This is a genomic window from Gardnerella sp. KA00255 (genome assembly GCF_049244095.1).
Classification (GTDB): Bacteria; Actinomycetota; Actinomycetes; order Actinomycetales; family Bifidobacteriaceae; genus Bifidobacterium; species Bifidobacterium vaginale_F.
The window spans coordinates 1,514,426-1,539,473 of sequence record NZ_CP058374.1 but is presented as its reverse complement, the minus strand read 5'-3'; the positions used below and the strand labels follow the sequence as shown (position 1 = coordinate 1,539,473).

The following is a 25,048-nucleotide window of genomic DNA, read 5'->3' as shown; positions in this document are numbered from 1 at the left end:
TAAGCGAGCAAACAAACGAGCTTCCCCGATTTTGTTTACTTATCTGGTACCTAAGTCCACAAAACCAAGAACACTTCCCCGATTTTGTTTACTTACAGGGTAAATAAGTAAACAAAACCGAGAACCCCTTCTTGCTTTTGTTTACTTATCAAACCATAAGCGTGACGACCTGCTTGAGCACTAATCCTCACGGCATAGCCGTTCGGCTGATTTGGCATGTGAAGCACACCGTGCTTCACAATTGAGCCAAATCACGCTTTGAAGGAGTCTGAAATCCCAATAATTTCAGACTCAGTCAAAGCGAGCACTCGATTACGCTTTCTTTACCACCCTAAAGAAGCGTAATCCACAGACCAAAAAGCTTTTCCAACTCAAGCAAATCGATGCGAAAGCGCTAACGAACAAAAAGCAAATGCCTACCGCGAAGCAACCTAGAATTGCGCTTTTTATTTAAAATCGCAACCAGCATCATCGCAATCAACGCCGCAGACATCACCATCGATATCACAAACAGCGTCATCCACAGCGGCCACTGCATATGGTCGCCAGGCACGTTAGCAGGATCCGGCAGCACGCGATACCCAGTCACGAGCAGCCTGTGCGTGTTAATTCCATACGGCGTACACGTAATCAGCGTCGCCAAGTCGCGCCACTTCTCGCGCCGCAGCAAACGAATATCGTTCGGCTCCACCACATTTATGCGAAACACTTTGTACCGAAGAGTTTTGCCTTGCACATCAAAATAGAAGTAGTCGCCTTTTTTCAGCGTGTTTAAATCGTCAAACATCGTGGCATCCGGCATACCCGTATGCGCCGTCACAACAGTGTGCCTGCTTTTGCCACCAACCGGCAAATCCGTGCCGTACAAATGCCCAGCGCCCATTGCGAGAGTATCTTGAGTAGTTCCGTGGTAAATCGGCAGCCTCACGCCAATTTTTGGTATTTTCACGATGCCAATAATCCCCATCGGCTCACTAAGCACTTTTTCGTACTCTTTATATTCGGGAGTGTCCATGTAGTCGTTACTGCCGTTATACGGATCCGCGCTAATAATCGCCTTGTGGCGAGCGTTGTATTCACGCGCTTTTCGCAAAATTTCCGCGCGATTTTCTTTAGGCTTTTCCCTATTTAATTTGTCGTACTCGATTGAGAGTTCCTTGGCAGCGTGATTGTTAACCAAAGTAGAAACCACAGGATAGCTGAAACACAAAATGCCAATAGTAACAAGCGCAATTGGCTCAGCCAGCTTGCGAAGTGTGGACATTGGTTTTGGGGAAGTTTGCTCCTGCGCGGATTTCGGAGACTGATCTTGCGGAGATTGTGAAGATTGTGAAGATTGCACATTTTCCGCAGTTTGCGAGCTTGCGACATCCTCCGCACTTTTGGAGGACTTATTAGCGCACATACGAGTCAGCTGTTTAAATAGCGCGCGAGCAGACTCTGCAAAATCAGCTAGCTTCATAATTCCTCCAATAAATAAACAAGGAGCCGGGAAAGCGTTAGTTAACGCGCGCCCGACTCCCCATTTTCGTTAATGCTTAAAGAAAGGGATTAACTAAGCGCGGAGCTTAGCCTGCTCCTCTTCCTTCTTGCGACGACGCATGTACACAAAGAATCCGGAACCAACGAAGCACATTCCGATAACTGCGAAGATAATTACGCCATCAGCACCAGTCTTTGGAAGAAGGCTGAGCCAAGAGCCGTTGCTATCGTCTGGAACGTCTAGGAACTCGAAGTTCTTGGTTTTATCAGTATCCTCAACCTTTACTGCAACAGCCTTAGGGTTACGAATGTAGCCGGTTGGAGCAGCAGTTTCCACAACGTAGTACGTCTTACCGCGAACTACTGAATATTCAGCAGTCTTAGCATCAGTATTATTTGTTTCTTGCTCACCGAAATTAGTAGAAGCAGCAGAGCAAGCATTAGCCAATTCGGTATCTTTCTTTCCGTCGGTAATAGCCTGAGAGCACGTATTTGCACTAGTCTCATCAGCAAACAGCTTAAACTTTGCAGTTGCTGTTGTAATTGGGGTTTTATCCTTTGCAGAAAGCTTCTGAATAGTGAACGTTGAGAACTTCACTTCCGCCTTATCCTTACCCGTAACAACGTCTGGAGTCGTACCCTCATGCGAAGGAATTAAGCCACCCTTGTTAATAACAGTGCTGTTGCCAAGGGTTGTCGAATCAGCAAGAGTGAACTCTAAAGTAACAAATACCTTTACTACATTGCCAGCATTATTGTTAGCAGCTGCAGCAAGCGCAGTCTTACCGTCATTAGTGAAGGAGATAGTAATCTTATCGCGTTTAGTATTATTATCGGTTGTATCCGTAAACTCTTCTGGAACGCTAACGGTGTAGTCAGTATTAGCAGTAAGCGTCTTATCGGTATTTACAGGTGCTTCGCCGGTTCCAAGTTGTACCTTTGTAACTACTTTTGCAATGCTGTCAGCAGTAACCTTATTAGAGGTTTTGTCAGTAGGATAAACAAAAGCCTTAGCAGGAGCGAGATCTACTACAGAATAGCCTTTAAAATCATCGGCAGTAAGAGCTGTAGCATCAGCATCCGCTGCCTTCATCTTGTCAAGCTCAGCACTAATGGTGTAGGAAATCTTATCGCCAGCTCCAACAGTCTTAGAAGTATCCGCGGTCTTCTTAACGCTATCGCTCAAATCCTTATTCTTTGGATCCGCGTATGGAGCATAGTTGTAGACTACGTTGCCATCAGAATCCTTTTCAATCCTTGGGATTGTCATATAGAATGGCTTGGATTCGGCAGCGGAGAAGCCCTTTGGAGGATTTGATTCTGTAACTTGATACAGACCGATTCCAAGATCGAACTTCGCAACACCCTTATCATTAGTATTTTTTGGAGAACCAGTAACAGTTTCAGTGGTTATTCCAGTAGCAGTGCCTTTATTAAGACCATCAATATTATTGGCGACCTTAACCCAATCGGCGTACTTAGTTAAGTCAAGATCCTCCTTATCACTTGCATTAAGCTTCGTCACCTTTTTTACAGTGAATTCGGCACCAGGAACAGGAGTTGACTTCTTCTGATTGCCTTTTTCAACCTCGTCCTTCCACTTGAAAATAGTGAGGGAATAAGTCTTTGCCTTATCGGTATCATTAAGCGTCCATGGCGCATCACCCTTCTGCACAGGTTGGGATGGATTACCAAGACCAGCAACACCACCTTTAGGTTGACCACCCTGTTGTATACCAGGCTTGCTAGCCCACGCAACGCCGGACACTGTCACAGCACCCGCCGCGCACAGCGTACCAGCCATTGCGAGCGAGGCGAATGCGGCGACGCATCGTTTTGTGAAATTATTCATTTCCTCTCCTTTATTTCATTGCCCTTACGAGCAGATACTTCAGTGCCCTTTTGAACAGCTATTTCACTGACCTTTTGAGCAGAATTTCTGTATACAAAATTTTTTATAAATGCGCGCCCCCACTGTGTTTGGTCGAGAGCAAACGCAAGAACCATAAGACTTGTGAAAATCGTTGTAGCAACGCTAAGAAGCATGTTCCAGCCGGCGAATCCCGTCTTTGGCAGTTTAAAAGGCTCAACAACGTGAATTTTGACCGAGGTCATCGTCCAGTCATTGCCTTTTTCGAGACCAGCGACGCCGTTAAGAAGAGTATCGCCGTTTTGTACGGAAGTTTCGTTAGTCACCTTATCCGTATAAACATCAAGCGCCTTAGGCTTCAACGCGTACACAACGCATTGATAATCGCCCGTTTCTTTAGGCGCGCCGCCAATAATTGAATCCGTGCGTTCGACTGCATAGAATGGATTTTCTTCATCCCAATTATTTGCTTTGATATCACGCTTATACAACACATGTTTAGTGCTACAGGAAGCAGGATCACGATTACATTTCTCAGCTTCTTCGAACGAATTAACATGGCTCCACTGATGAATCTGATCACCGTTTGGAGCAGTCAAGCCATCAACACTACTAGACCAAACACCCACGCCACTAGAGCCATTAGTGTCAGCAGAGCCGTCTTTGCCAGCTTTGCTCACATTAGTGCACAAAACTTTTAACGAAATTTTCTTATCTACATCATGCAATGACCACGCATCAATATACGGATTCAAAAAACGCATTCCGCGCATCATTGTGATGCCCTGGTCTGGATCTACATCACCATAATCGTCTCTTTGCGAATCAGACTTATTAGTATCCGAAGCTTGCTTAGTTGTTACACGCAACTTTAAATCATCATCACCAATTAAAGATACAGAATTATTGACCGCAACTTTTAGATATATTGGTTTACCTTTATTGCTAGATTCATCGTCTTCTGAAGAAGAACCATCAGGATAATGTGCAACCACAGGAACAAGATAATTTCCTGTTTTCATCCACGAACTTACTCTAATGGTAACTTTCCCATATTTCTTTCCTGAATCTTTAGAATTATCTCTTCCATGCTTGTCTTGCTCATTACTTTGATTGCCCTTAAATGAAGCCCAATCGGGAACTGGGTGATCAGAATCATCCTTATATTGTTTTATTTCAAACCAAGTCCCGTCAGGAAGATGACGCGTATGAGCTAATTGTTTACGGCAACTACCTACACCACATTCGTTAACAGGTGCTACTGAAACCTTCTTTTCTCCAGGAAATACTGACACACCATATTTGTAGTAAGGTTGATAGTAGTAAGACATTTTGCGAACAGTAATGTTCAAAGTCTTAGATTCCCAAGTAATTCCTTTACTTGACTTAAACAAATCTTCTGACTTTAGCGCAGAATCAATTTTATCAATGTTGTTAGAGTTATCTTTAGCTATTTTATCAAATTTTATTGCAATAGAATCATCTTGCACATCATTAGCGTTAACTTTATTTTTTAAAGCATATACTTTACATACAAAATTGCCTGAGTTTGTTGGAGAACCAGCAAACTTACCAACTGTTCTTTCACTAACACTTATAGGCTCATATTCAGAATGAGAATCTGCATACTTTTCGTACACGTAATCGTCATAAAGGAAGTCAGCCATCTTGCAGCCGTTAACAGGATCATCAAAACACTTCTTTTGCTGCTCGTAATTTGCGTGCTTCCAAACTTTTACGTTATAATCATCTTGTTTTAATTCAAGCCCGTTAATTCCACCAGACTCGTATTTTCCAGCAACAGGCTTGCCCTCAGAATCCTTTTCGTAGCAAATCACACGCTGATTAATATTGCCTATGCCAAGATGCGCAGAAGAATCAAAAGTGGTTTTTTCAACCTTTTGACCAGCCATTAACACTAAATCTGATTCATCAGACTGACCATACCTATAGTCTTCATTATCTTCACTATTTATCGAAAGGGACAAATCTCCTACTTGTAGTTTATATCTGTAAATATGAACGTTAGCGTAAACAGCAGTTTTCTTATTAAAAAGGATATTTCCTGCATTGGAATCATCTGATGTAGTTCCATCTGGATAATGCACAACTACGTGCACCTTATAATCTCCATCTTTGGTCCACCTATTTGGTTTGAAAGTTATAACGCCATAATTATCCAAATCATCAGCATCATCGGGGATTTTTTTAGTAGACTTACACTCAGTAGCATCACCGCACTGTTCGCCTTCAAAGTTAGCCCAGTCGTACGCGTCTTCTTTATCACTTGCATTTGCTCTTTTAATTTCAAACCACGTGCCAGCAGGAAGATATCCAACTTTAATCTTCTTATTATTAGGTACTTTTTCACTCATAGGAGTTTTAGATGCATTGTATGCACTACCAGAAAGATTTCCTGCGAATATACTTGATGTTCCACTATAAACCGGATTATAGAATTTCGCGCTATTTTCGGTATTGCCAGTTACGCTTCTGTTTTCGTGATTTTCAGTTTTCGCAGATTTATCAGCGGTTTTATCTTCTTTATCTTTACTGGCTTTATCAGTCTTTTTATCTTTATTGGAAGCTTCGTTTTGAGGATTTGCATTAGTCGTTACAGAAGTATGTTGATCAGGCTTACCACCAGGTTGCTGCTGCTCAGTCTTAGACTCAGACTTTTTCTCAGCAGAACTACTAGGTTGATTTTCAGCCTTCTTATCCCCTTGCTTCGCAGCACCGGCCTTCTTAACAGCGCCAGAATTCTCACCAGCACCGGCCTTCTCTGAAGTCTTAGTAGTACTTTCTTCAGTTGATGCGTTCGACGAAGCGATAGGTACAATCGCGAGAGTTGCAAGAGTCAGCACGCAAGACGTGAAACCGCAAATTACGCGCATAATCTTAGAAAGATTCTTACGACGACGCTGCGGAAACATCTCTAATCCCCTTCGTTAAATTCGAACTCTCAAAATTTGTGTAGTCAGCATTACAAAATCAAAAACCGCACAACATTACAAAGCCACTCATAATTGTGGCCACAGTTCTTGCAACTATACCCCCCCCCCAAGGCAGATTTCAACCCATATTCTTTGGTAATATTGAATGCATAATTATTTAAATATTCATTTATATGAAATACTTTCTTCGTCGCAATTTATAAAACTTATAATTTATAGAAAAAATCGCATTTTCAGATATAAATATGGAATAAATACGCAAATTACGAGAAGTTAAATATATGTAACATAATGCATTTCGTGCATTTATGCGGATTCAATTGCGCAATTAACACTTGATTAAAAAGTATCAGAGATTGATTTAAAAAATTGATCTTAAAAAAGCCTCACCCGTGAATTTAATCACGAAGCGAGGCTTTCATTAATTATTTAATTATCCAAGAGCTAGATAACAGCTATTAACAACAACCATTGCTAATACCCATTAATAACAGGCATTAGCAACAGTCATTAACAGCCATCTAAGCTTTTAGCTTACACTGCTCTTACCTATTGCTGTGGCGAGAAATACCGCGACGCTTAGTAGCGAAAAGCGCGGCACCAGCAGCACTAAGAGTTGCAGCAAACAAGCCAAATGCAGACACGTCGCTACCAGTGGCACTCAACGAGGCAGACTCTTTAGACTCTTTACCACTCTTCAACACCTGAGCGCGCACAGAAGCACGAACCTCAGCCGCATGAGCCTTAGCAGCAGCCAAAGCCTTACGAGCAGCAGAAAGATTCTTAACTGCAGCATCAACCTGAGCCTGAGTTGCGTTAGGATCAGCAGCAACCTTCTTAGCCTCAGCCAAAGCCGCATTTACAGCCTCCTGAGCCTTAGAAACTTGAGCATCTGCCTGCTTCACAGCCTGGTTACTCTCAACAGCGGCATTCACAGCAGCAGAATTTGCGCCATTAACATTATTTGCGTTGGAACCAGAGTTGGCATTGGCGTTGGCGTTGGCAGCATTGTTGTTACCTGCATTACCTGCGCTTGCGCCAGAGTTTGCAGAATTACCAGCGTTGTTAGAGCCAGCGTTACCTGCACCGGCGTTACCATTACCAGCATTGCCAGGCTGCAAATCAGACTCAGCACTATCAATCTGAATGTTCAACTCGCCCTTATCCACAGTAGTAGGCGCGTTATCATTCACACCAAAACCTGCTTCAGAATCAGAGCCAGTATTGCCAGTTCCGGCACCAGGTGTTGGTAATGGACTTGGAATTGGCAATGGACTTGGGGTTGGTGAAACAGTACCATCATCAAGCCAGAAGTAACCGCGCAAAGCCTCCGCAGCACGACGCAAAGCCGCAGCAGCAGCATTCACCTGCTCCTGAGTTGCATTAGGATCACCGTAAACGCGACGAGCTTCAGCCAAAGCCGCATTATAAGCATCCTGCTTATCTGAAGACGAAATCAAATAAGAAAGATAACGCCCGAAAGTATCCGCCTTAGAAAGCTCTGCAGCCAAATCCGTCTTATCGACAGCAGCAGGAGTTGGCGTTGGAGTTGGGGTCGGCTCGACTGGTTTCTTGCCTTTAAGAGCCGCTTCAGCTGCCTTAAGCTTTGCAAGAGCATCATCAACAAGCTTCTGCTTTTCAGCTTGAGTCTTAGTTGTTACATCTTCCTCGCCTTGAGCAGCCTGCTTCTTACCAGTTAGCTTATCGATAAGATCCTTAGCGTCTTGAAGAGCCTTATCAAACGCATCCGTCTTAGACTTATCAGCATACTTATACTTATCTAAGTCTTTAACGTTGCTATCCTTATCAATCTCATCTTGCAAAGGCTTGGTGTCAACGCCATCCAAAGCAAGGCGAGCCTTAATAAGCTTGTCAAGAGCAGCGTCGATTTCTTTCTGTTCAGCAGCTTCTTTATCTGCATCAGAAATATCAGCAGTCTTGGTACCATTCAAAACTGTTTGAGCTTCGTTCAAAGCCTTGTCAAACGCTTCCTTCTTTTCTTTAGAAGCGGTGGTATAAGACGAATCACCTGGAGTCTTAGGGTCGGCTTTATCATCTGGCTTCAACTTATTGTCGGAGTCAATCTCATTCTTAAGAGCATCAGTCTTAAGACCAGCACTTTGAGCATTAGGATCGATAGCACGCATTGCTTTCAGAAGATCCTTGTACAGCTCATTAACCTGATCCGCATTCTTGGCGTCGCCCTTAGCTTTGTCTAGCACGGCACCAGCAGCAGTAGCAGCAGCGTCAAACGCTTTCTTTTGCTCATTGCCTTCTTGCAGACCCTTGTACTTTTCGCCATTAGCGAACGTATCAGCGATCTCTTTCAGCTTCTCAAGGCGCTCCATAGCATTATCGGTGTTTGCAGCATTTGCGAGCGCATCGTCAATGTCATCAGAAGTTGTGCCATCAGCATTGGTGTGATTACCAGCATCAGTACCATTGATGATTGCCTTGAAAGCATCCTTTTGAGCCTTGTTTAAATGCTTAAATTCATCAATCTTCTTTAGAGCATCGGCAATCTTTTGAGCCTTCAGCGCACGATCAGCAATACCCGTTGGGTCGCCAAGCTTCTTTGCATTATTGATGTCATCAATAGCCTTCTGCTTATCTTTGTCAGAAAGACCGCTATTTTTGATGCGTTCAATCTGCTTTTCTTTTTCTTGCTTGAGAGCGTTCTGATCATCGTTGGTGTTGCCAGTCGTATCGCGCTTTGGCGTATTATTCTTAATGTCTTCCTTAGCAGCATTAAGCGAAGTATCTACACCATTAACAGCTGTCATGATGTCAGAAGGCTTTGTCGCGTTAGTTACAGTAGTCTTAGCATCATTGATTGCCTTAATAGCCGCGTCGTAATTCTTCTTGGCTTTCGCCTGTTGATCAGCTGGTAAAGCATTATATGCTGCATCAAGTTCTGCTTTCTTAGCTTCAAGCTTGGCAAGACCGGCACTCTTAGCATTCTGCTCATTACTTGTATTCTGGCGCTTAGCTGCGTCAAGAGCATTCTTAATCTCTTCTGCAGTAGCAGCAGCAGGATCCTTCTTTGCAAGAGCAGCTTCCAAAGCATCAAGTTTGCTATCCTTCTTAGCTGGATCAGAACCAATTAACTCCTTAAGAGCCTTATCGTCATCGCTGTTAGCATTGCCGTGGCTTAAGAATGGAAGCGCACCTTCCTTCAAAGCACCTCGAGCGTCGTTAATCGCCTTGGCCTTTTCGAGAATATTATTAACTTCCTCAGGAGTTTTAGCCTTATCAATTTCATCTGATAGCTTCTTCTTATCGCCAGAATCACCATCAGTCAGATTGGTCAAAGAATTGATAGTATTCTTGGCATCTGTTTTTTCTTTTTGAAGCTGTTGTTTGTTATGCTCATCCTCTTTTTCTTTTTGCTTCTTTTCGGCTTCTTTCTTTGCGTTGCCGCCGTTCTTGTTATCGGTTATGGTCTGCGACTTCGATGGATCGCTTTGATTCTCTTTGCCCTTCTGAGCCGCTTTATTGAGAATTTCTTTGATCTTGTCGGGAGTGGTAGCATCACCAATCTGCTTCTTGTAATCTTCTTTTTGCTCTTTTGTCAAATTAGGATTACGGTCGATTTGCTGCTCAGCATCCTTCTTCATTTGCGCAAGTGCATCAGGACTTGGCGCAGGCGTCTCATCCTTCTTCTTGTATTTTACAGAAACGGTAAACAGCTGACTATTATTTTTGTCACTGAAAACAAGCTTCGTATAATCACTGTTTGTGTATTTAATCGATGAAATACCTGTTGTGTTAGTATCGGATGCAAGCTCCATTAAGACGGTATTTGTTTTTGGCGTGAGACTCGTAGGAACGGTATACGGCGCCTTATCTCCTGCTAGTGAACCCGTGCCATCGTAATTGGCTTTCAAGAATGCTTCCGCAGCTTTCTTGAAATCAGCTTCAGACAGATTTTCTGGGTCGGTAACTTCAATCTCAGGAATTGGATTGTACTTGCGCTCAGCTTTCTTGGCATCGGTAAGCTTGCGAATAAGGTCGCGCAGGTCTTTCTCGGCTGTTTGACCCTTTGCTATTTCATCGATCTTGGCATCATTCAGCTGATCAGGATTCTCGATGCCAGCGCGCTTCAAATCGTCATTGGTAAGCCCATCATCTTGACGCTGCTTCAGCAAAGCTTTTGCTTGCTTCTTCAAATCATTGATCGTGGTATCTGTTTGAGGTTGAGAGCTGTTCTTTTTGACATACAAATCTGTTAAAGGAACATCAAACAGTTTCTTTGAGCTATTCTCACCAGTTTCAAAACCTTGAACAGCTATGGTTCCGTCCGGATTAAGATTAAACGATACTACGCCTGCGCCATTATTTTGGTTTTTAACATAGCGTTGCATATTTGTAACACCCGATACAGGCTTATCATTTTCTTTAAGAGAATAAGCAGAAATAGCCTCTTGATCGGTTATATCCACATTATAGTTCTTCTTCATGAACTTCTTAAACGCCGCAATCTGTTCTTGTCCTGAAGGAGAATTCACGTTATCTACTTCAACTGGATCTACATAATACTGATATGCAGTCATATTACCTGGATGATGCAAATTGGTATCTGGAGCCGGCGTTTGCTGATCAACTTTCTGCTTAAGGAATACGCTCATTGGGTATGTAGCATCTTTGTAGTTGTCAGCGTGGAATACTACTACACCCTTACCATCTGCTATCTTAAATTCAACATCTTTGATTGTTACAGATGTGTTGTTGTCCTTTGCATCTTTTGCCGCGCACTTTTTCAATAATTCTTTAATTGACTTAAGACTCTTTATGTTATTAGCGTCTGTTAAGTCCGTATCCTTTGCATTAAACGGATCGAAATCAACACTTGATTGCTTCTTAGGCGCTTCAACAATGAACTCTTTTTCGGCGGTAGGCGTAGGAGATGGTGGCTCTGGAGTTGGAGTCTTTGGCTTCTGCTTTAGGAATTGCCACGCAGAGATGGTTGTGGTTGAACCGTCTTCCCAGGTGATAGTTGCGTTTCCTGTCGCTTTATCAACGGTCACCGGCGCTTTATCGCCATTGCCCTTTTTAGCATCATCATACGGCGTGATGCCCGTGTTTGCTGTATCAAAAGCAGATACTATCTTGGTTATTTCCTCTGGCTTAAGATTTTTCAGATCGTCGACGTCGATGTAGTCAGGCACAACGTACGGAGCCCAGTCGGCAACCGTTGCTCCTTGGCACACGAGCTCAGAAGCGTTAATTTCAAGCTTTGAACCGTCTTGGTATGTAACAGTAAGCTTGGTCCCGTCATCGTTGAACTTGATGCCGTCAGGATCAGCTTTCACATGATCGTTAAAGTCCTTGTTGTCTTTATTGGCTGTCTTAAACGCAGCAATTACCGCCTTCTTGTCATCAGCAGTAAGCTTAGACGGCTTCACGACAGGCGTGCGAGTTGGCAAAGTTGGCCTGTACTTATCTTTATCAGTCTCGTCTTTTGTTACAAGCAAGCTAGCTGGAATAGTGCGCTTAGTGTTGTCTTTAAAGGTGATAGTTGCAGAGCCATCCTTATTTACTACAACACCATTATCAGCAACCAATTCTTTATAGTACTTGGTGTTTTCATTAGCTTTTTCAATTTTGTCTTTAATTGCCTTTTGCTCGGCTTCACTTAAAGCGTTAGGATTCTTAACCTTCGTAACCTCTGGATACGCAAGCTTCAAATGATCCGCAATCTTTGGCGTATTGTGCTTTTGACCAACAGCATAGTGCCAGTTACCTGCAAAGCGATAAACACCCGCAGCAAAACGAAGTGGATTCTCATCGCGCTTTTTCCAGGCGTCATCGGTCATCTCGGAAACGTAAGTCATGTCATACCAACGCTGACCAGCAGATTCCCAGTCTACGAAAATACCCTTAAGACCTTGAGTTTGCTTTTGGTATTCTTCCCATTGTTGTGCAGTATTGCCCGCATTATCGTAGCCTTTATTGTCTTTGGTACCCAAGCCCATAAGCTGTTTCCAGCCTTTGCTGGCAAGAATATTTTTGTCACTAAAATAATAATTAGAAATATTAGTCCATTCCTTAGGACTATTAAAATGTTTGTCAGAAACAGCGCCATAACCGTTTGCGTCAGTTGTAATATATTGCGAAGAACCAGCAGGCTTAAACTGCTGATTGCCATTTTTTGTTAACTTTTCAATACGCTTAAATTGAATATCTTGAGGATCCTTCAAACCAGCAGGAACACCAAACCACCACATAGGGCGGAACTTCCAATCGTCAGCTGTAGCATTGTCATGGCAATTAGAAAGATAATGAACGCGAACAAATTTTCCTAAAGGATCTCTTCCTTCAGTACCGCCAGCTTTGGCGTGCGCAAAGGTATCGTAATATTCAACGTCAATGTTGAAATGAGCCTCGGCATATTTTGCATCAGTTTTGAAACCGTAATAAACATTGTTGCCAGTGCCGTCTACATAACCGTCAGCATACGCAGGCAAAGGAGTAGAAACGAATACCCCCCCCCCAAGCGCCATTGCGCCGGCAAGCATCGCTGCGCACACGCTCTTAGAAAGTGGCGCGTAAGACGTATTCTTAGCAGACTTAAGTAAATCAGCAAAATCCTTTGCGTTTACACTATTCTTCTTCATATTCCTTTACTCCATTTATTCATTATTACCATTTTTATGCATAAACCGCAGCAATAGAAAATAGCGTTCGTTCCCATTTTTGATATCCATAATTAACGCAAATGCTATTTGTATATTTCACAACGAAACTTGCGAAAACTACAGGTACACATTGTGTATGATACCAAAATATTCATGAATTTAAAATTATTTATACAGTGACATTCATCACTAAATTTGTTATGACAACATTACCAAGGTGTTTTATGGTTATTTAAACATGATTATTCATTTAAACACAGCGTTTGTAATTAAAAAATAATAGTTTAATTTACAAAGCATGCTTTGCCATTATTTAGGCAGAGATTTAAGATTTTTCGCCCTGAATGAGATGAACCTCAGCACGAAGTGGTGATTCATCGAATGAAGAAGAAAAATTGAAAAATCTCGGTGATTAACCGAAGATTAAAAGTTCAAACATGCCAAGAGCTGTCGGAGTTTCTCTTAGAGCAATGTAAAAATTTTGCGATGAGAGAAACTCCGACAACTCAGCAACATTACATAGGAAAATCCTGCAAATTAAACTATGATATCTAATACTAAAACAAAAGACTTGGAAATAAGCCAAGAACGTTGATATTTGGCCTATACTACTAATATTTCAAATGTTTTCGGCATGAAAAAAGGGCTTCTAGCGATTTGCTAGAAACCCTGCTTGCGGATGAAGCGAGATTTGAACTCGCGGAGGGCGTAAACCCTCACACGCTTTCGAGGCGTGCTCCTTAGACCGCTCGGACATTCATCCAATGCATCGAATCACTCTAATAAAAGCGTAAACGAATGCAACTTTTCTATTATAAACCAACCTGTGAATATGACAACCAACTGAAGTCAACAAACAAGTCAACAAACAAGTCAACAAACTAGTCAACACAAAGAATCGCGAGCGCTAACACCAACTCGCAATCACAAACTCACCCCAACTCCGAAAGTTCGCGACGCGCACGAATCGCATCCGCTCTTACACCTAACTCATCGTCTGGCGGATAAGCAACATTTTCCAAGGTCAAACCATGCGGAGCAATCGGGCCAGTCGAACCCTCTCGAATCGGATTATGAATTTTCTCATCAAACCAGTCTAAAGTACGCTTGCCCATGCCGATTTGCACAGACGCGTTAACAAGCGAGCGCACCATATTATGCGCGAAAGCATCTGCAACAATAGTGAATTCAAGCAAACCTTGTTCCAAAGGAGGCACGCGATAAAAAGCATCAGACTCCAAATTATTAGAAACAGAAGAACAGCACTCATGCGCACAAGTATTGGACTTACCACAATCCCCAATCCGCTCCCAATACGCTTTCTTAACTTCGCGAATCGTAGTTCCACCAGGATTTGGCCGTGCGAAAGATCCAAAATCATGCAAGCCAACCATCATTTGTGCAGCCTGATTCATAGCATCAACGTCCAAAGCATAATCAATTTTCAGCACAAATCCTCGCATGCGCGGATCAACAAACGCAAAACCGGAATTGTCAATAATCCTATAAACATACGTGCGTTCTAATGCAGAAAAACGCGCATCAAAACCCTCTGGAGCCTCACTAACTTTATGAATAGCAATATCTGCAGGCAATACATGCCTCAAACGATACTCCAGCGCGCTTAACGAATCACAAGACATGTGTCCAATGCAATTTTCTAAAACACTTTCAGAAACGTCTAAATGGCAAACTTGATGAGCCGCATGAACACCAGTATCTGTACGACCAGCAACCGTAAGCCTTAAAGGCTCTGACTCATCTCCCTCGGGAACGCGCAAAACTTTATGCAAAGCAGATTCCAATTCGCCTTGCACAGTACGCAATGTAGGCTGCTTAGCCCAACCGTAGAAATCGCTGCCATCATAGGCAAAATCCAAGCGAATCCTCACAATCACTCCCCTAAAGCGTTAATTACTTACTTCCCAAACACTTCTAAAATACTTACTTACTTCCCGAAACCAGCAATTGCAGCCAAAACGTCAAGCAAAAGCGAGCGCGACTTATCGTCAATATGCGATGTCATATGCCACAATTTCGGCAGCATCTCAGACCAATGTGAAGATATTTCATCAAAAGTAGGATATCCCAAACTTGAAAGCGCATTATATACACTCTCAATTCTGCGTTTACGCTCATCAAAATCAAAGCCAGACATCCACCGATTCACAACTTTTGATACAGCCAATGAGCGCTTAGTTACAGAATTACAATACGCAAAATCACCATTCTTAACTTGCCAATACATGCCAAAATGTTGCATAAGACCTATAGAATCCGCTTCAGTTACTTTATAAGGCAAACCTTCAGGCATTAACAAACCAATAAAGGCGGACGACGGCACGATTTTTTCGATTTTTGGAACCAAATCTGAAAAAATATCTATGTTAATAACATCTGAGGCAAAACCCGGCCCGTCCATTGAATAAACTCTTTCAAGACGATTGCACAAAATATTATCTGCAGAATTTTTATTTTTATTACCGGAGTCCAATTTACCGGAGCCCAACTTATCAGAGCCAAACTTACCAGAGATCAACTTATCAAGCTTCATCTTGCCCGGCTTTAACTTACAAGAGTTCAAATTGCCGGAATTCAACTTCATAGCTGCATAAACGGCCATATTCCCGCCTTTTGAATGGCCTGCCACAATAATACGCGGTACCGCTTTATGCAAATTATATCGTTTCTTAGAAGATCTTTTTGCTATAGAAAGCAAGTATTCTTCAGCTGATTCCTGCGCTGGTATCGGGCAGCGAAAAGCCATATTAAAGTCTTCTTTCCAGCCTACAAGCGTATTGTCAGTGCCTCGGAAAGCCACTACAAGAGCGCCCGAATAAGCTTCCTTCGACTTCGACTTTTTGAATAATTTGAAGCTAAATATTTTAGATAATGCGCAACCCAACTTATGCGCTATCTTCGTAAAGAATCCTGGATTTTCCCCTGATTTAACTGAATTATTATCAGAATTATTGTTATACGAATTGGAACTATCATCGCCACTTATATCAGAAGCATTACTCTCAGCGTTACTATCTGCATTAACATCTGCATTATTATCAGAAGTATTTCTACTTTCAGATTCGTTCACGCTGGAATCTTTATACAAGTCAGAAGAAGATTTATACAAATCGGCATAATCTTTATACAAGTCAGCGTAATTATTTTTAATTAAGTTATTTTTGATTAAATCATTTTTGCTTAAATTATTTTGAGGTGAATCATGCTTCTTAAGATCATCTTTAGATTCCGAAGAATAATTTGCGTTAAACCAATTTTTCACTAAACTATTCGCAAAATCAGACGCGACTATTGGCTCCATTGGGAAAGAACTATCTATGCCTTCGCAATCGCTAAGATCAAATGTCACAGCAGCAAATTGTTGTTCAAGAGTATCGTCGAAACGCTCAAGCGACTCTCCAATGCGCAAACCACGATATCTTGGATTTGCTACAACAGCCATTAACAAATTCAAACGGAACTCGTCTACTTTAGGAGATCCGCAAGAAAACATGTTTGAATATTCTTCTGCTCGAAGCAGATCAGTTATAGGAACAGTAGATATTCCTTTTGATGACGAATTGTAATTTGACACAGACTTAGGCATGCGTAAATATGCTAGTTCGCAAAAAACTAAAGAATCAGTAGCATTAAACGGCCGCTGCGCAAAAGTACGAAAATCAGTGCTTATAAGATCAAGAATATTCGACATATTTCTATAATAATTGACAAGCTAATAATTTAAAGTCTTATAAATAAAAACCTCGAGCATGCTGTAATTTAACTTACATACACGCACGAGGTTAATGCTTAAGATCAATCCAAATGGATTGCTTTCTAACGAATCATGCCAACAAGCGCAATACACTCTAAGCGTAATCACTCGTATTAAGCAGAATCGTTAGAAAGCTATAACACGTTTAAAAACTATTCAGCAACAACTTTCACAGTGAAAGAAGCGGTGATTTCTGGATGCAACGCAACAGTTGCTGGGAATTCACCAGTTGTCTTAATAGTGGCAACGCTGATAGCACGAGCTTCAACTTTAGCCTTGGAAGCCAAAGCAGCAGCAATCTTATCTGCAGAAACACCACCGAAGAGCTTGCCAGATTCGGAAACCTTAGCAGCGATTTCCACAACAGTACCCTCAATCTGAGCCTTAGCAGCAACAGCTTCTTCACGGGTAGCAACAGCCTTAGCAAGACGAGCGCGGCGCATTGCTTCAATTTGTGAAGCAGCACCCTTATTCCAAGCAAAAGCTAAGCCCTGTGGAATCAAATAATTACGTGCATAACCAGCCTTAACTTCAACAACGTCACCGGAGTGACCGAGGTTGGCAACAGTCTTGGTGAGAATAACCTTGGTTTCAGCCATGTTCTTATCCTCTCAATCAGCGACCGGTGGTGGCGTATGGAAGCAAAGCCATCTCGCGAGCGTTCTTCACGGCCTTCGAGATCTTGCGCTGTTCCTGTACGGTGACACCAGTGATACGACGGGAACGAATCTTACCGCGGTCCGAAACGAACTTACGCAGCAATGCAACGTCCTTGTAATCAATTTCTGTAATCTTGGCAGCCTTCAAAGGATTTGGCTTCTTTTTGAAAGGCTTGACCGGTGGTTGCGGCCTTTTGCGTGACATAGGATGTCCTCTCTCAAATATGTTTTAACTGATGTTTAAATATTTATTAGTAAATATAAGCAAATAAGAAAACTAAGAAATTTCCGAGAACGATTTAGGACTCAGGATTATCTTAGAACTCAGGCTCATCGTTTGCACCGCCAAAATCTGATGTTGCACCAAAGGTTGCAAAACCATCATTTGAAGGAGCAGATGCACTCCAAGGATCTTCAGCAGAAGCATCATTTCCTGGAATGGATGCGGAGATTCCATTAGCAGTTGCATTAGCGTTTGCGTAATTCGCACCGCCAGCATATCCGCCGCCAGCATACGCACCATTATTGAATCCAGAATCACTACCCTGCTGACCAGCATTAGTATTGCCAACAAAACCAGAATGTGCAGCAATACGATTTACTTGAGCAGTAGCATAACGCAATGATGGACCAATATCGTCAACAATCATTTCAATAGTGTTTCGTTTAGAACCATCTTTGGCGACAAATGAATTCTGCACTACACGGCCTTGTACGATTACGCGAACACCCTTGTGAATACTATTAACACAATGTGTTGCTAAATCATTCCAAGCAGTGCAACGCATGAATAACGTAGCGCCATCTTCATATTTGCCAGAATTGCGATTGTATGTTCTAGGAGTAGAAGCCACAGTAAAGCTAGCTAAAGATGCTCCACTAGGCGTATTCCTTAATTCAGGATCTGCAATGAGGTTTCCCACCACTGTAAGAATCGGTTCACCTGCCATATCAGTCTCCCTTTTAATCTCAAGATCTCACAAATACTTGAATATGATTTATATGACTTTACTTATCTACTTTTAACAGTGATTTTCTAAATCTAGCTATCGTTTTATTTACTAGTTACTAGATACTTTCACTGCTATTTACCCGCATTTACTGTTTACTTAGCATCCTTACGAATAATCTTCGTACGGATTACAGATTCATTAAGGTTCAAAACACGATCAAGCTCATCGCTAACAGATGGCTCGGCAGTGTAATTCACAACAGCATAATTACCTTCGGTGTAACCGTTGATTTCGTAAGCGAGCTTACGACGACCCCAATAATCGGTGCCATCAACAGAACCGCCCTCTTTGGTGACGAGCTCAAGATATTGCTCGGTCAACTTCTTAAGACCACGCTCATCAAGCTCTGGATTAGCAATGAACATCAGTTCATACTTATGTGCAGACATCACCCACCTCCTTCGGACTATCGGCTATGGTATTTCCACAGCAGGAGTGTGTTTGCAATCATTCGCGATTTCATATAGACACGAATAACCTGCTAAGTATAACTTAAAGCGAAGACTTGGAAGCACGCTTATTTACAAATCAGTGTGCGTAAATATTCCTCTGCTTCATATCTTCAGGCAAAGCATTACGCAAAGAAACAAGCGAGCCATAGCGGAATACGGATCTAATACCAGCAGCCAAAAGTGGGGCAATCGAAAGAACAGTCATATTCTTCAAACGCTTTTCTTCTGGAACAGGCACGGTATCAGTCAAAATAATCTCTCGCGCACCGCAATTCTTAAGTCTTTCAACAGCAGGACCAGAAAGTAAAGCATGCGTTGCAACAAGCGTAACAGACTTAGCTCCAGCTTCACTTAAAGTGCGCACAGCTTCACAAATCGTGCCGGCGGTATCAATCATATCGTCAACAACAATGCAATCGCGTCCTTGAATATCGCCAATAATTCCATGCGCTTCAGCGTGATTTGGTCGAGTTATATCGCGAGTTTTATGAATAAACGCCAAAGGCAAACCGCCAAGTTTAGCAGCCCACTGTTCTGAAACCTTAATACGCCCAGCATCTGGAGAAACAATAGTAGCGTTATCAAGATTCATAGTGTTTCTCACATAATCTATTAACACTGGCATAGCAGTTAAATGATCCACAGGGCCATCAAAGAATCCCTGCTCCTGAGCCGCGTGCATATCTACAGTAAGAATACGAGTAGCGCCAGCTGCGTGGAACAAATCGAACATTAATCGCGCTGTAATAGGCTCTCTACCTTGGTGCTTTTTATCTTGACGAGAATAGCCAAAGAATGGAGCTACAACATTAATGCTTCTGGCTGAAGCTCTACGCAAAGAATCAACCATAAGCAATTGTTCCATAATCCAATTGTTAATAGGATTCGTATGAGCTTGCAAAACGAATACGTCCGCTCCTCGAACAGGCTGAGTAAAGCGCACGTACATCTCGCCGTTAGCAAAATCGTAAGCAGTAGTTTCAAGTACATCAATGCCAAGGTATTGTGCTGTTTCATCCGCAAGCTGTGGGTATGCTCTACCAGTTACCAACATTAACTGCTTTGTAGGTTTACCTTCAAGAATAGTAGACATATCAGCCTTCCTTCGCAATTGCACATACGAATACTTATGTTACCAGCTGGGCAAGTCGTGAGAAAAATAGGCGATTTTATAGGCGAGCTAACAAGCAAGCGCTAGCTAAACAAAATTTATCTTAAAAGCGTCATCATTATAAAAATAAGCGCAAAACCAACGAAATCAGCCCACGAGAACACAGCTCCTGTAAAAAGAACAGCAGTTAACGCAGCCATAACAGGTTCACTTGCTCCAAGCAAAGTACCGCGTACAGCACCAACTCGCATAACACCTGAAAGGAACAGCCAGTATGCTCCAAAAGTACCGCCTACAACAGTGAATGTGAAAAGCGCAATACCTCTCCAATCAAGAGGCGGCATCGTTTCCCACGGGCGCACGAAAGGCAATAAAATCAATCCGGCAATAATAAAAGTAATGCCATTAATAGTTAAATTTCCCCATTTTGCAATAAGTTTAACTGGCATAATCGCGAGCGCTGCAGTAGAAGCAGCATCTAACAATCCCCATACTAATCCCATAATAGGCAGCGAAAGCTTTGAAAAATCGCCACCAGTAGCCATTAAAGCAGTACCGACAAACGCTAGTAAAACGCCAATATTTTCGCGCATTATAGGAAGCCGCTTATTCCTTAAGCACACGTATACAAGCACAAAAACAAGATTTAAGCTTTGTAATACTGTTGCTGTTCCAGAATTAGTGCAATCAATTGCCCATAAATATGATACTTGAGTTAGTAAAACGCATACTATACCGGTTAAAGCGAACATGCCCCAAGATTTAGTTGATTTTGCAGCGCTTAATAATTGTTTTCGCGCGCATAAACTAGCTGTTATTGTAAATAAAACTCCTGCAGCAAGCTGTCTGACGCACGCGATTTGCAGTGGGCTTACTCGGTAATCAGCCATAAGTATTTTGGACACAGTCGCATTAGTGCCCCATAATGCTCCGCCTAGAAGCGTAAGAATCATGCCGATTAATATTGTGCGAGCAGAGGAGCTAAAAGCAGGATTAGGTGAATCCGGAGAGCTTGAGATGGCAAGCTGTGCAGATTTAGATGAATCAAAAGTTTTAGAGGCAGTTTCAGAGGTGACTTTAGAAGCGTTTTCAGAAGAACTTCCGGAAGCGTTTTCATTAAGGTCCTCTTCCTTGCGATTCATAATATTTTTATCTGATTCGCAAGATGTGTCACAAGACTTTTTGTTCAATAAAAACTTAGACATAACGTTCCCCCTGGTTCACTAAACCTAATTTTAAGCTTCACTGCCAAACTCATCTGCCAAACTCAACAGCCAAGCTCCACTAGCCAAACTCCACTAGCTAAACCACACAAGTAAAGCTTCACCAGCCAAGTCTTACTTAGTAAAGCAAAGTCTTACTTAGTAGAGCACATGGCTTTCAGCTCCGGAAGCAAAGCTCGCAAAGCTCTTCCCCTATGAGATATAGCATTTTTTTCTTCAGCTGTAAGCTCAGCAGAAGTCAAACCTTCCATTTGAACCCCATCTCTTACAGGCTGATTATCTGGCACAAACAACGGATCATACCCAAAACCGTTTTCACCGCGTTCCTCGTGTAAAAGATGCCCAGTCATTTCGCCAAATCGCACAATCTCAAATCCATGAGAATGATTCATTATGCTTTCATGATCTATTTCATCGCATCCTTCTGGCACTGCTAAAGCCACAGCACAACGGAATCGCGCTGCACGACAAGGATCTGGTATATCTTCAAGTTGTTTAAGAAGAAGTGAATTATTTGCGTGATCGTCTCCGTGCACTCCGCTCCACCTAGCAGAAAGCACACCTGGAGCAGCTCCTAAAATATCTACGATTATTCCAGAATCATCTGCTATTGCCGGGCAGCCAGTAAGACCTGCTACAAATCTGGCCTTTAGAAGTGCATTCTGCTCAAAAGTCACACCTGTTTCAACAGGATCAGGCAAGCCTAAAGACCCAGCGGTCACAAGATTAATGCAATTTGCAAAATCTGCACATTGCTCAGAAAGTATACGCTTAATTTCTACAAGCTTACCTTCGTTATGCGTGGCCACTATTAATTTCACTTTCTCTCCTTTTACTTAAAGTTAAAACATTAATTTTAGTTTTCAAGTGCTTTACGCTGCAAAGATTGAAGTTCAACGTTTCCTTTAGTAGCTAAATCTAATAACACGTTTAACTCATCGCGATTAAATGGACGATGCTCTGCAGTACCTTGTATTTCTATAAAGTTTCCAGATCCAGTCATAGCAACATTCATATCTGTCATAGCTTGACTATCTTCTATATATGGCAAATCAAGCATAGGAGTTCCATTTATTACTCCAACAGATACAGCAGATACAGAATCAGTGAGCACGCGATCTGCAGAATGAATATGCTTATTTTTTTCAGCCCAACGCAACGCGTCAACAAGAGCCACATACGCTCCTGTTACAGATGCTGTACGAGTTCCACCATCTGCTTGCAAAACATCGCAATCGATTTGTATTTGCGTTTCGCCCATGGCTTTCATATCCACTACGCCTCGCAAGCATCGACCAATAAGTCGGCTAATTTCGTGAGTGCGTCCTCCAACTTTACCCTTAACAGACTCACGATCTGTACGCTCAGCAGTAGCACGCGGAAGCATAGAATATTCTGCAGTAACCCAGCCGAGTCCTGAATCTCTACGCCAGCGTGGCACTCCAACTGTGAACGTAGCAGTGCACATAACTCGTGTATTTCCGCACTCAATTAATACAGATCCTTCCGGAACACTTGTAAAATTGCGCGTAATTTTAACTGGACGTAATTCGTCTACAGCACGACCGTCTGGGCGAATTGGCGTAACTAATCCCAACATATCTTTAATTTGAGCCATAATGTGTAAATTTACCATGCTAGTGGTATGTCTTAGAAAAATTTATATACGTACTTCTAACTACATGCACGAACCTCCGACCACAAATACAACTTCCGACCACATACACGAACTTCCGACCACAATAAAAGAATTTTCTTGCCCGGAAATTAATTAGTAAATAATCTAAAAACATGGTTGGAGGACGCATATTAAAGCGTGCACAAGAATTGGGGTCTTGTGCACAATATTCTTACGCTCTTTGCAATCGCACGCACGGATGGTTTTGCTCTAGTTGGAAAGAATTATGGAAATCTATAACAAAAATACTTCTTCCAAGAGGATGTGCAGGATGCAATAAGCCGGATGAAATTTTATGCGATACTTGCAAAAACTCGTTAAGTAACATTTACAGCAAAGATTTTCCTGGAAGCGAATATGGGAAATTATATGCTTGCGGCTTATACGAAAACAACGTTAGAAAAGCAATACTTTTATGGAAAGATCACAATGACGTTGAATGCGATACTCCTTTTTCTAACTTAATATCTTTTTTAGCTTTAAATGTGATATCAAATTCAGGATTAAAAATAGCAAATACACGCTCAAGTACGCACTTAAACACAATCACACGCTCTAGAAGAAGCTCGAGCAAACACTCGGATGAAATCCTAATAATTCCAATGCCATCTTCTAAAAAATCATCACGAAAACGAGGCAGAAAACACGTATTACCACTCGCTAAAGCAATCGCATCAAATCTAAACAATAACAAAATAAACGCACGCGTTTGCTGCGCTATTCAAATGCGTAAAAATGTGAGCAATAAATCTGTACAAACATCTGGAATCAAAGGTAGAGCAGAACGCACAACACACGCATTTAACGTAACAAAATCGCTAGTAAAAGGCAAAAAAGTGATAATAGTAGACGATATTGTTACAAGCGGATCCACTATGACAAACTGTGCAATTTCACTTAGAAAATCCGGCGCAGAAGTATTAACAGGATTTGCTTTGGCGATTACTCCACAAAAAATAGCATAATAATTCATCATGATGTATCATAATTCGCAAGTTAATTTCCAAGATTAAAATTATATGTAATACTGAAATAGTTAATAGTTGCGTTAATTAATAAGCTAAGGAGCCGGCGGTGTTAGAAGCTATAGTGCATGATTGCAATGAGGATTTTCTTGCACAACGCATAGCCCAATCATCGCTTATAGCTTTCGATTTAGATAACACTTTAGCGTGCTCAAGGCAACCAATGCTACCAGACATGGCTTCGATTTTAAGCGACTTAATGTGCATAAAACCAATCGCAATCATCACCGGAGGATGCTTAGGATTAGTTAAAAGCCAAGTTCTAGACGTACTTAATCCATATGTAAAACTCGAAAATTGCCATATTATGCCAACAAACGGCACGCGATATTACCGCATTGACAATGATGGAAAACTATATTGCGTTTACGCGCATAATATTTCACCTGAAGATGCAAAAAGAATAACAGAAGTTATACGTTTCCACGCTCATAAATTAGGATTACTAAAAGAAAAAGGCGATCCTGATTTGTGGGGCGAGCAAATTGAAAACCGCGGAAGTCAAATCACGTTCTCAGCACTAGGACAACAAGCTCCTGCAAATCGCAAAAAAGCATGGGATCCTCAAGGACTTTTGAAAAATGAGCTAACTAAAGCAATAGCAAAAGATTTGCCGGATTTTGCCGTTCGCTCCGGAGGCGACACAAGCGTTGACGTTTATTGCATGGGAGATGATAAAGCTCACGCATTACTCGCTCTTGCCGATTTTTGCTCAATAGACGTAATGGATACCGTGTTCATAGGCGATCGTATGTGCGAAGGTGGGAATGATTATCCTACAGCCTTCACCGGTGCGCTTGCTGTGGAAGTACGGAATCCTCAAGATACTTTTTCGCTGTGCAAAGAAGTGCTAAAAGCTATTAGATTTTCACATAAACTTTGAGAATCTCAAATGGTAACAGAGTGTACTTTAAAATCCATTTTAGTGTTGTTGAGTTGTCGGAGTTTCTCTCATCGCAAACGAGGATATGGCTGTGGCGGTGAGGAATAAGGATTACTTGTCTCGCAGACGTTACGCTCTCGTGAGGTACATGGTTTTTATGCTTGTGCTACTAGTGTTTGGATTCTTAGTTAAGTTTTGATTCCCAATAGGATTGGATTATGTGGGAGTTTATTTAGAATCGCTCCACTCTTATATTGCTCGACCAAGCAATCCTTATCCCTCACT

General features: G+C 42.0%; 15 protein-coding genes, 1 tRNA gene and 1 pseudogene. 2 read left to right on the top strand and 15 right to left on the bottom strand.

Annotation, left to right across the window (positions count from 1 at the left end):
* Positions 1-394 precede the first annotated feature (394 nt).
* The 15 genes and pseudogenes from HXT51_RS06040 to rph all read right to left on the bottom strand — a co-directional run bounded on the left by HXT51_RS06040 (position 395) and on the right by rph (position 22,795).
* Positions 395-1,462: a class C sortase gene (locus tag HXT51_RS06040; RefSeq protein WP_421776428.1), complete on the bottom strand. Its 1,068-nt coding sequence runs from the start codon at positions 1,460-1,462 to the stop codon at positions 395-397.
* A 93-nt stretch (positions 1,463-1,555) separates the two neighbouring features.
* On the bottom strand, positions 1,556-3,334 hold the full coding sequence (locus tag HXT51_RS06035; protein ID WP_421776427.1) for a SpaH/EbpB family LPXTG-anchored major pilin: 1,779 nt from the start codon (positions 3,332-3,334) through the stop codon (positions 1,556-1,558).
* Positions 3,331-6,285: a hypothetical protein gene (locus tag HXT51_RS06030; RefSeq protein WP_421776426.1), complete on the bottom strand. Its 2,955-nt coding sequence runs from the start codon at positions 6,283-6,285 to the stop codon at positions 3,331-3,333. Before HXT51_RS06030 ends, HXT51_RS06035 begins: the two co-directional genes overlap by 4 nt.
* A gap of 566 nt (positions 6,286-6,851) precedes the next feature.
* Complete coding sequence (locus tag HXT51_RS06025) at positions 6,852-12,923, bottom strand: GA module (protein ID WP_421776425.1); 6,072 nt, start codon at positions 12,921-12,923, stop codon at positions 6,852-6,854.
* A gap of 697 nt (positions 12,924-13,620) precedes the next feature.
* A tRNA-Ser gene (locus HXT51_RS06020) sits at positions 13,621-13,707 on the bottom strand.
* A gap of 169 nt (positions 13,708-13,876) precedes the next feature.
* A complete protein-coding gene (gene truA / locus HXT51_RS06015) occupies positions 13,877-14,836 on the bottom strand; it encodes a tRNA pseudouridine(38-40) synthase TruA (RefSeq protein WP_421776424.1) in 960 nt (319 codons plus the stop codon).
* Positions 14,837-14,892: 56 nt separating this feature from the next.
* A pseudogene (locus HXT51_RS06010) lies at positions 14,893-15,771 on the bottom strand (Mbeg1-like protein); the annotation flags it as partial.
* A gap of 1,100 nt (positions 15,772-16,871) precedes the next feature.
* Entirely contained in the window at positions 16,872-17,318 is a 447-nt protein-coding gene (gene rplI / locus HXT51_RS06005; RefSeq protein WP_103084726.1) for a 50S ribosomal protein L9, read from the bottom strand.
* Positions 17,319-17,334: 16 nt separating this feature from the next.
* Positions 17,335-17,583: a 30S ribosomal protein S18 gene (gene rpsR, locus HXT51_RS06000; protein WP_103084725.1), complete on the bottom strand. Its 249-nt coding sequence runs from the start codon at positions 17,581-17,583 to the stop codon at positions 17,335-17,337.
* A 112-nt stretch (positions 17,584-17,695) separates the two neighbouring features.
* The gene (locus tag HXT51_RS05995) at positions 17,696-18,328 is read right to left on the bottom strand and encodes a single-stranded DNA-binding protein (RefSeq protein WP_103084724.1); all 633 of its coding nucleotides are present in this window, start codon (positions 18,326-18,328) and stop codon (positions 17,696-17,698) included.
* A gap of 155 nt (positions 18,329-18,483) precedes the next feature.
* Positions 18,484-18,780 (bottom strand): 30S ribosomal protein S6, encoded by a 297-nt coding sequence (gene rpsF, locus HXT51_RS05990; protein ID WP_103084723.1) that lies wholly within the window; start codon positions 18,778-18,780, stop codon positions 18,484-18,486.
* Positions 18,781-18,919: 139 nt separating this feature from the next.
* Complete coding sequence (locus tag HXT51_RS05985) at positions 18,920-19,936, bottom strand: ribose-phosphate diphosphokinase (RefSeq protein WP_421776423.1); 1,017 nt, start codon at positions 19,934-19,936, stop codon at positions 18,920-18,922.
* A 116-nt stretch (positions 19,937-20,052) separates the two neighbouring features.
* Positions 20,053-21,096: a DMT family transporter gene (locus HXT51_RS05980; RefSeq protein ID WP_421776839.1), complete on the bottom strand. Its 1,044-nt coding sequence runs from the start codon at positions 21,094-21,096 to the stop codon at positions 20,053-20,055.
* A 215-nt stretch (positions 21,097-21,311) separates the two neighbouring features.
* Positions 21,312-21,998, bottom strand: a complete 687-nt coding sequence (locus HXT51_RS05975) for a non-canonical purine NTP pyrophosphatase (protein WP_415705981.1) — start codon at positions 21,996-21,998, stop codon at positions 21,312-21,314.
* Positions 21,999-22,033: 35 nt separating this feature from the next.
* On the bottom strand, positions 22,034-22,795 hold the full coding sequence (gene rph / locus HXT51_RS05970; RefSeq protein ID WP_415705979.1) for a ribonuclease PH: 762 nt from the start codon (positions 22,793-22,795) through the stop codon (positions 22,034-22,036).
* Between the two features lie 173 nt (positions 22,796-22,968).
* Between rph and HXT51_RS05965 the strand changes: the two genes are divergently transcribed.
* Both HXT51_RS05965 and HXT51_RS05960 read left to right on the top strand, forming a co-directional pair.
* Complete coding sequence (locus tag HXT51_RS05965) at positions 22,969-23,820, top strand: ComF family protein (protein WP_421776422.1); 852 nt, start codon at positions 22,969-22,971, stop codon at positions 23,818-23,820.
* 109 nt (positions 23,821-23,929) lie between these two features.
* Entirely contained in the window at positions 23,930-24,763 is an 834-nt protein-coding gene (locus HXT51_RS05960) for an HAD hydrolase family protein (protein ID WP_421776421.1), read from the top strand.
* The last annotated feature ends 285 nt before the right edge of the window (positions 24,764-25,048 follow it).

Excerpts from the sequence above, each read along its gene's own strand:
- HXT51_RS06040 (WP_421776428.1), bottom strand. The coding sequence starts at position 1,462 with ATGAAGCTAGCTGATTTTGCAGAGTCTGCTCGCGCGCTATTTAAACAG.
- HXT51_RS06035 (WP_421776427.1), bottom strand. The coding sequence starts at position 3,334 with ATGAATAATTTCACAAAACGATGCGTCGCCGCATTCGCCTCGCTCGCA.
- HXT51_RS05980 (WP_421776839.1), bottom strand. The coding sequence starts at position 21,096 with ATGAATCGCAAGGAAGAGGACCTTAATGAAAACGCTTCCGGAAGTTCT.
- rplI (WP_103084726.1), bottom strand. The coding sequence starts at position 17,318 with ATGGCTGAAACCAAGGTTATTCTCACCAAGACTGTTGCCAACCTCGGT.
- rpsR (WP_103084725.1), bottom strand. The coding sequence starts at position 17,583 with ATGTCACGCAAAAGGCCGCAACCACCGGTCAAGCCTTTCAAAAAGAAG.
- HXT51_RS06025 (WP_421776425.1), bottom strand. The coding sequence starts at position 12,923 with ATGAAGAAGAATAGTGTAAACGCAAAGGATTTTGCTGATTTACTTAAG.
- HXT51_RS05995 (WP_103084724.1), bottom strand. The coding sequence starts at position 18,328 with ATGGCAGGTGAACCGATTCTTACAGTGGTGGGAAACCTCATTGCAGAT.
- HXT51_RS05965 (WP_421776422.1), top strand. The coding sequence starts at position 22,969 with ATGGTTGGAGGACGCATATTAAAGCGTGCACAAGAATTGGGGTCTTGT.
- rpsF (WP_103084723.1), bottom strand. The coding sequence starts at position 18,780 with ATGTCTGCACATAAGTATGAACTGATGTTCATTGCTAATCCAGAGCTT.
- HXT51_RS06030 (WP_421776426.1), bottom strand. The coding sequence starts at position 6,285 with ATGTTTCCGCAGCGTCGTCGTAAGAATCTTTCTAAGATTATGCGCGTA.
- rph (WP_415705979.1), bottom strand. The coding sequence starts at position 22,795 with ATGGCTCAAATTAAAGATATGTTGGGATTAGTTACGCCAATTCGCCCA.
- HXT51_RS05985 (WP_421776423.1), bottom strand. The coding sequence starts at position 19,936 with ATGTCTACTATTCTTGAAGGTAAACCTACAAAGCAGTTAATGTTGGTA.